General features: G+C 47.2%; 6 protein-coding genes and 1 other RNA gene. All 7 read right to left on the bottom strand.

Annotation, left to right across the window (positions count from 1 at the left end; all coding sequences use genetic code 11):
* Positions 1-5: 5 nt before the first annotated feature.
* Positions 6-1,088 (bottom strand): phospho-N-acetylmuramoyl-pentapeptide-transferase, encoded by a 1,083-nt coding sequence (gene mraY, locus R7P35_RS13490; protein WP_005372931.1) that lies wholly within the window; start codon positions 1,086-1,088, stop codon positions 6-8.
* Positions 1,088-2,452, bottom strand: coding sequence for a UDP-N-acetylmuramoyl-tripeptide--D-alanyl-D-alanine ligase (locus tag R7P35_RS13485; RefSeq protein WP_054574276.1), 1,365 nt, complete (start codon positions 2,450-2,452; stop codon positions 1,088-1,090). The genes mraY and R7P35_RS13485 overlap by 1 nt, the downstream gene beginning before the upstream one ends.
* On the bottom strand, positions 2,449-3,930 hold the full coding sequence (gene murE, locus R7P35_RS13480; protein WP_053304336.1) for a UDP-N-acetylmuramoyl-L-alanyl-D-glutamate--2,6-diaminopimelate ligase: 1,482 nt from the start codon (positions 3,928-3,930) through the stop codon (positions 2,449-2,451). The genes R7P35_RS13485 and murE overlap by 4 nt, the downstream gene beginning before the upstream one ends.
* A gap of 62 nt (positions 3,931-3,992) precedes the next feature.
* Entirely contained in the window at positions 3,993-5,786 is a 1,794-nt protein-coding gene (locus tag R7P35_RS13475; protein WP_086046525.1) for a penicillin-binding transpeptidase domain-containing protein, read from the bottom strand.
* The gene (ftsL, locus tag R7P35_RS13470) at positions 5,783-6,100 is read right to left on the bottom strand and encodes a cell division protein FtsL (RefSeq protein ID WP_005387405.1); all 318 of its coding nucleotides are present in this window, start codon (positions 6,098-6,100) and stop codon (positions 5,783-5,785) included. Before ftsL ends, R7P35_RS13475 begins: the two co-directional genes overlap by 4 nt.
* 5 nt (positions 6,101-6,105) lie before the next feature.
* Entirely contained in the window at positions 6,106-7,056 is a 951-nt protein-coding gene (rsmH, locus tag R7P35_RS13465; RefSeq protein WP_005372918.1) for a 16S rRNA (cytosine(1402)-N(4))-methyltransferase RsmH, read from the bottom strand.
* Positions 7,057-7,232: 176 nt separating this feature from the next.
* An RNA gene (rnpB, locus tag R7P35_RS13460) (RNase P RNA component class A) lies at positions 7,233-7,663 on the bottom strand.
* Positions 7,664-7,789: the final 126 nt, after the last annotated feature.

Genomic DNA, 7,789 nt, shown 5'->3' with positions numbered 1-7,789 from the left:
TGCGATTAACGCACTTTCAATGTCGCAAGACCAATCAGAACAAGAACCATAGAAATAATCCAGAAACGCACGATTACGCGAGGTTCTGGCCAACCTTTCAATTCGTAGTGGTGGTGAATCGGTGCCATACGAAAAATGCGCTGACCACGCAGTTTGTATGAACCCACCTGCAGAATGACTGACAGCGTTTCCATCACAAACACACCGCCCATGATCACCAACACCAACTCTTGACGAACGAGAACAGCAATAGTGCCCAATGCACCGCCAAGCGCTAGTGAGCCGACATCACCCATGAACACTTGTGCTGGATACGTGTTAAACCACAAGAAACCAAGGCCTGCACCGACGATTGCTGTACATACGACAACCAACTCAGAAGCATGTGGTAAGTATGGAATATGAAGGTATTCAGAGAAGTTAACGTTACCGGTCGCCCATGCAATAACCGCGAAGCCTGCTGCAACAAGAACCGTTGGCATGATTGCCAAACCGTCTAGACCATCAGTCAGGTTAACCGCGTTACTTGTACCTACAATGACAAAGTAAGTCAGAATGATATACATCAAACCAAGCTGCGGCATGATGTCTTTAAAGAATGGCACCACTAGCTGAGTTGCTGCTGTGTCTTTACCGTAAGCATACAATGCGAAAGCGACGACAAACGCGATCAACGACTGCCAGAAGTACTTCCAACGCGCGATCAAGCCATCGGTATTTTTGCGTACCACTTTACGATAATCATCAACAAATCCGACCGCACCGTAGCCAAGTAAGACTGTCAGTACCGCCCATACGTAAGGGTTGGATAAGTCTGTCCATAGCAAAATCGTGATTGAGATGGCCGCTAAGATCATGATACCGCCCATTGTTGGGGTACCACGCTTACTAAAGTGAGATTCAGGACCTTCGTTACGCACTACCTGACCAATTTGCAGCATTTGCAAACGCTTGATCATGATCGGTCCCATCCATAATGACAGACCTAGAGCGGTTAATACGCTTAGGATTGCTCGAAAAGACAAGTATTCAAACAATCGGAAAAAAGACAGGTATGGCTGTAGCAGCTCGGCAAGCCAAATAATCATTAATAATACTCCTTCAAAGCAGCAGCGACTTCAAACATACGTGCACCGTTCGCTCCTTTCACCAATATCGTATGGTTTTCAGGAACGGCTTGGTCTAGATGCTGCTTGATGTATTCAATCATCTCTTGGTGCGTCTCAAAATGAATGCCTTGGCAAAGATCACTGATCACCTTGGCGTCTGCACCATATGTGAGAACATGTTCAAATTTTTGTGGGGCAGCATGTTCCCCGACTTGACGATGAAGTGCAAGACTTTCCTCGCCCAATTCCGCCATATTACCTAAAATCAGCCAGCGTTGACCTGGGAAAGCGGCCAATAAATCAACTGCCGCTTTCATGGCTGGCACGCTCGCGTTGTAGCTGTCGTCAATCAATTTTATCTTTTCGCTCAGCGCTTCAACCTCGACGCGACCTTTCACTTTGTTCAAATGTTTAAGGCCAGCGCGAACCTCTTCTAATGTGGCGCCCATTTGTAACGCAATAATAGAAGCAGCGATGGCATTCGCAACGTTGTGTTGACCTATAATACCCAGAGACAGTTCAATTTCTTGTGAGCTTGCTGCGATATGTAAGTCAAAGCTTGCTTCACCTGCGGCGTTCAATACGATGTTAGAAGCGAAGAAGTCTGCATCAGTATTACTTTGTGAAAAAGTAATGACTTTCTTATCTGCTAACACTTCATCCCACTTGGCTTCACCATTGCTGTCTAGGTTAACAATCGCAATACCACCAGCTGAAAGGCCTTGGTAGATTTCACCTTTGGCTTGTTTCACGCCATCGATAGAACCAAAGCCTTCAAGGTGAGCGGCTGCTACATTGTTCACTAACGCGATATCTGGTTTTACTAACTGAGTCGTGTAAGCAATTTCACCTATATGGTTAGCACCAAGCTCAATCACGGCATAATCATCATCCTGCTGTGAGCGTAATAATGTCAACGGAACACCAATATCATTATTGAAGTTACCCGCCGTGAATAGCACTTTGCCTTTCAATTGCAGGATACTCGCAACCATTTCTTTTACGGTCGTTTTACCGCAACTTCCGGTGATCGCAACGGTAGGTGTTTGGCATGCTTGATGCACCCAAGAAGCAAACTCACCCAATGCAAGTTTGGTATCCGACACCACAATTTGCGGCACATTCACATCTAAGCGTTTTTCCACGAGTAAAGCACCGGCACCTGCATCTACCGCTTGTTGGCAAAAGTTGTGCGCATCAAAGCGCTCCCCTACTAACGCCACAAATAGAGCCCCACGCTCAATCGCTCGTGTATCAGTAGAAACCGCGTCGATAAGTAGATCGTCGCCGAATCGCTCGCCACGTGTGATGTCTGCAATTTGAGATAACGTTACTTTGATCATGAGGTCAATCCTAAAAGTTGCATTGCGGACTCGCGGTCGGAGTAATGAATCGTTTCGCCATTACGAATCTGATAATCTTCATGGCCCTTCCCTGCTAACAAGATAATGTCGTTTGGCGAAGCATTTTCAATGGCATAAGACAGTGCTTTGAAGCGGTCATGCTGAACAATCGCTTCAGCAGGTTTTGACAGCCCAGCTAACATGTCTTTCACAATCTGAACCGGGTCTTCGCTGCGTGGGTTATCGTCAGTCAACACCACTCTGTCGCCTAGACGCTCTGCAATTTCCGCCATCATTGGGCGCTTACCTGCATCGCGATCGCCACCGCAGCCAAAAATAGCCCACAGCTGGCCTTCACAATGAACTCGTAAAGCTTGCAGCGCTTTTTCTAAAGCATCAGGAGTATGGGCATAATCAACCACGACTTTGGCACGATCCTCAGTTTGGAATAACTCCATTCGGCCGAGTACAGGTTTCAGTTGACCTGCGGTTTCGAGTAACGCTTGTTTCTCTTTACCTAAGCTTAATAAGGTCGCAAAAGCGAGCATTAAGTTGGTTGCATTAAACTCACCAATCAATGGCGCGTGCAATTCACCTGAGCCAAATTTACCATCGAACTTAATAGTAATCCCTGACTCCGCGTAACTGACTTCCGTCGCCCAAATTGCGCTTTCAAATTCAGTGTTCGGTTTGAGCGAAACAGCGACCGCATTACTTAACTGCGACGCCCATTGATGACCTACTTCATCATCAACATTGATAATGGCACGTTCACATTGGTGTTGCGTGAACAACCCAAGCTTTGCATTGGCATACTCTTCCATCGTGCCATGGTAATCAAGATGGTCACGACTTAAGTTAGTAAACACGCCCGCCGCAAATGATAATGCTTTGACACGACCTTGCGTCAGGCCATGGGAAGATACTTCTAGCGCGGTGTATGTGGCTTGTTGATTTGCGAGAGAGGAGAGCGTTTTCTGAATTTCAACGGCATTCCCCGTTGTATTCGCAGCTTGTTGCAAGTTATTGAGGAAGCCATTTCCTGTTGTTCCCATTACCGCCGCTTTATGGTCAAGCAGTTCTAGCCATTGCGCTATTAACTGGGTAATGGTGGTTTTGCCGTTGGTGCCGGTGACACCGATCAAATCCATATCAGGGTAAGCATAAAGCTTTCCAGCAATTGCGGATAAACGTTGGTCCAACCTATCGATGTAAATGACGGGAACATCATCAATGATTTCCACCGTACCATGTGTTTTGACATCGCAGGCTTGCGCCAGGGCTGCATTTGCACCTTGCTCAATTGCAGAAGCAATGAATTTACGCCCATCCACAACATGGCCAATCACTGCTACAAACGTGGTTCCAGGTTGAACTCTTCGGCTGTCGAGCTCCAATTCAGAAACAAGAACGGACGATAAGCTAGGGCAATCCACCCAAGGGGAAAGCAGCACGTCCATACTGATGGCTTTAGTCATATTTGTTCTCCGAGCTTTGGCTCAGGTTTTCTTAATTTTGTTTGCTCAGTAAACCACAGGGCTTACTGTTGGAATTTGTTTTCGTCAGGTGCAACATTGAGTATTTGTAGCGCGCCTTTCATGATTTCAGAGAAGACAGGAGACGCTACCGAACCACCATAGTAGTCATCGCCTTGAGGCTCATTTACGATCACCACCAAAGCAATTCGCGGATCGCTAACCGGAGCAAGCCCAGCCGTGTAGGTGATGTACTCATCGCTGTACCCACCAGCAGAAGCTTTACGTGATGTACCCGTTTTCGCTCCCACTCGATAACCAGGAACTGCCGCTCTGCGAGCCGAGCCCCCTTTTTGAGTTACGGTTTCCAACATGTCTAATACTTGACGCGCATACTTCGCACTCACCACTTGGCGTGACATGTCATGATCATTGCTTTCGATAATATGAATAGGCTCGTATTTGCCAAGGTTTCCAAGCGTCGCATAAGCATGGGCTAGCTGGATTGGTGTAATCGATAGACCATAACCAAACGCAATCGTGGCGCGCTCAATTGGCGACCAACGAGTTCGTGTAGGAAAAATACCCGTCACTTCCCCAACTAGGTTTAGGCCAGAAAGCTCACCAAAACCCACTGAACTGTACAGCCCAAGAAGCGCCTCTACCGGCATTTGCATTGCTAGCTTCGTCACACCGATATTACTCGACTTTTTAAGGATCGTGGTCAAGCTCGCTTTGCCTACGCGAGAGACATCTCTGACTCGACTACCACCTAAACGTAGGACACCATTACCGGTATCTACGATGGTATCTTTATCGGCTATCCCATTTTCTAAGGCGGCTAAAATAACGAAAGGCTTAATGGTCGAACCGGGCTCCATTGAGTCCGTGATCACTCGGTTACGCATTTGATAGCTTTGCCAATCGCTACGATTGTTAGGGTTGTAAGAAGGAGCATTAACCATGGCCAATACGGCGCCCGTTTTTACATCCAACATGACAACGGAACCTGAAGTGGCGCGGTGGTCCGCAACAGCTTGCTTAATCGCACGATACGCAATCGCCTGTAGGCGCTGATCGATGGTTAACTGAAGTGATTTACCTTCTTGCTTGTCTTGCCAAGCAATGTTTTCCACAACACGACCATAACGGTCTTTACGAATAGTTTTCTTACCCGCCGCGCCAGTGAGCCACTCATCGTAGCTACGCTCCACACCTTCTAGGCCATGCCCGTCAATGCCTGTCACACCGACTAAGTGAGCACTGACCTCACCTGCAGGATAATAACGACGAGATTCCGACTTAAGGCCAACACCTGGCAGCTTTAGCTCACGAATATAGTTCGCCATGGCCGGACTGACCTGGCGCTGCAAGTAGATAAAGCGGCGTTTTTCATTGCGCTTGATTTTGTCTATTAACCCTTGTCGGTCAATACCAAGAACATCCGCTAATGCATGCCAACTTTTGGTCTGGCTTAACGCGTTTTCTTTAAATATCGTGGCAGGATCTGCCCAAACCGCCTCAACCGGTACACTGACAGCAAGCGGCTCACCATTTCGATCCGAAATAATACCGCGAGCAGAAGGAATGGATTTAACACGAACCGAACGGAGGTCACCTTGTTTAATCAGGTTATCTGGCTCAATGATTTGGATGTAGGCTACGCGTGCCACCAAAAGGGCAAATGCACAAAAAACAAAAAACAGTAATAGATGGAAGCGCCAACGAATCAAGAAAGATTCTTCGACCGCCACTTTCACTGCTTTGTTATCGGTTTTCTTATCCCCCGTAGCCGCTTTCTCTTTTGCTACAGGTTTACGCTTATTGGCTTGTTTCGTGTTGGATTTTTTTCTAATCATTTGAGCGTGACAACCACTTCTTTATCGCCATCAGGTCGTTTCATTTCAAGTTCTTTTTTGGCAAGGTCTTGAACACGACTGTGTTCCGCGAGGGCAGTTTCTTCCAACATTAAGTTACGCCATTCGCTATCTAATCGTTCTCGTTCAACCAACGTATGGTCTTTCTCGGTGATCGCTTGACGCGCATGGTGGGTAGCAAATACCACTCCCATTGCCGATGCCACGATCAATAGCAACAACAGTAATGGCCAGCGACCAACAGTGAGGAGATCTGTTGCAATCAACTTAGCAAGATTAGGAGTGGGTTTCGTCATAATAATTAAAGCTTTTCCGCAATTCTTAACACAGAGCTGCGCGAGCGAGGGTTCATTTCAATTTCTTGTTTGCTTGGCTTGATCGCTTTGCTCACCGCTTTCATATTCGCACTACCAAGAGCACGAATTTGCTCTTCCGTCATTGGAATACCGTGTGGCACTTCAGGCCCTTTGCTCTCTTTACGGATAAAACGTTTGACCATACGATCTTCCAGAGAGTGGAAGCTAATCACAGATAAACGGCCTTCAGGAGCCAGAATGCTCGCCGCGCCTTTAAGTGCTGTATCAATTTCTTCTAACTCACTGTTGATGTAAATACGAAAAGCCTGGAAAGCACGAGTCGCAGGGTGTTTTTTCTCTTTAAAACTTTTCGGTGCGGCATCTGAAATCAATTTTGCCAGCTGACCTGTGCGAACCATTGGCTCATTTTCTTCATCTTCACGGTAGGCAACAATCGCTTTTGCAATACGGCGCGCATGTTTATCTTCCCCAAACTCGCGAATGACCCAAGTGATATCATCGAGGTCTGCTTCCATCAACCATTGAGATACTGGAACACCTGATGTCGGGTCCATACGCATATCTAGCGGACCATCTTTCATAAAGCTAAAGCCACGCTCTGCGTCGTCTAACTGAGGAGAAGAAACGCCTAAATCCAGCAGAACACCATCCACTTTTCCAACTAGCCCATACTCTTCAGCATACTCAGCAATACCAGAAAATGGACCATGAATAATGGTGAAGCGAGGGTCATTGATTTTTCCTGCCTCAGCGATCGCTTGAGGGTCACGGTCGATACTGTACAGTCGGCCATTTTCACCGAGTTTAGATAGAATTGTCCGGCTGTGACCGCCACGGCCAAATGTTCCATCAATATAGACGCCGTCTGGTTTGATAGCTAAGCCATCAATGGATTCATTTAATAACACGGAAATATGTTGGAAGGTTTCGGTCATAGCTTTCTCGTTGAATGATCTTGAAGCGATTCTTTAGTGTACTGATTTCCTACATCATCGCCACCACAAGTCTAAAGTTAGACGTGATTTACGCCAAGTTTATTGGTAATGACATAGTTTGCGTCAATTAAATGCAAAAAACCCATCACTACTAAAAGTAATGATGGGTCTCGAATAGGTGGAGCCGACACATAAGCCGGGTTCTGTTCCGCTTGCGCGGCGGTAGCCATTCGTCTAGGCCAGCAATCACTCACTGGCTCGAGCAACCTACCCGCCTCCTTACGCGAGCAACGCAATGTGGAGGCCTATTTGGTCTTGCTTCAGGTGGAGTTTACCCTGCTACGAACTATTGCTAGTCGTCCGGTGCGCTCTTACCGCACCCTTTCACCCTTACCTGTACCCTTACGGGCCATCGGCGGTCTTCTCTCTGCTGCACTTGTCGTAGGCTTGCGCCCCCCAGGCGTTACCTGGCACCTTGCTCTATGAAGCCCGGACTTTCCTCCCCTTTGTCAGTCTCCCGAAGGACGTCAACGTCAGTCTCCCAAAGGGACTTCGACGTCAGTCTCCCGAAGGACATCAACAAAGCAGCGACTACCCAGTCAGCTCCGAGGGCGGATTGTATAGAGTTCTCACTTCAGAGTCTAGTTAGATCACAGATATGATGAAATGAATGCACTAAGTGATGACTTTTTAGTCAACGTGCCAAAAATAGATAATAAAATGGCCGATGCCT

It is taken from the genome of Vibrio sp. Vb0304 (genome assembly GCF_033338995.1).
Taxonomy (GTDB): domain Bacteria; phylum Pseudomonadota; class Gammaproteobacteria; order Enterobacterales; family Vibrionaceae; genus Vibrio; species Vibrio alginolyticus.
The sequence above is the reverse complement of the archived record's forward strand: the minus strand, read 5'-3'. Positions and strand labels throughout refer to the sequence as shown.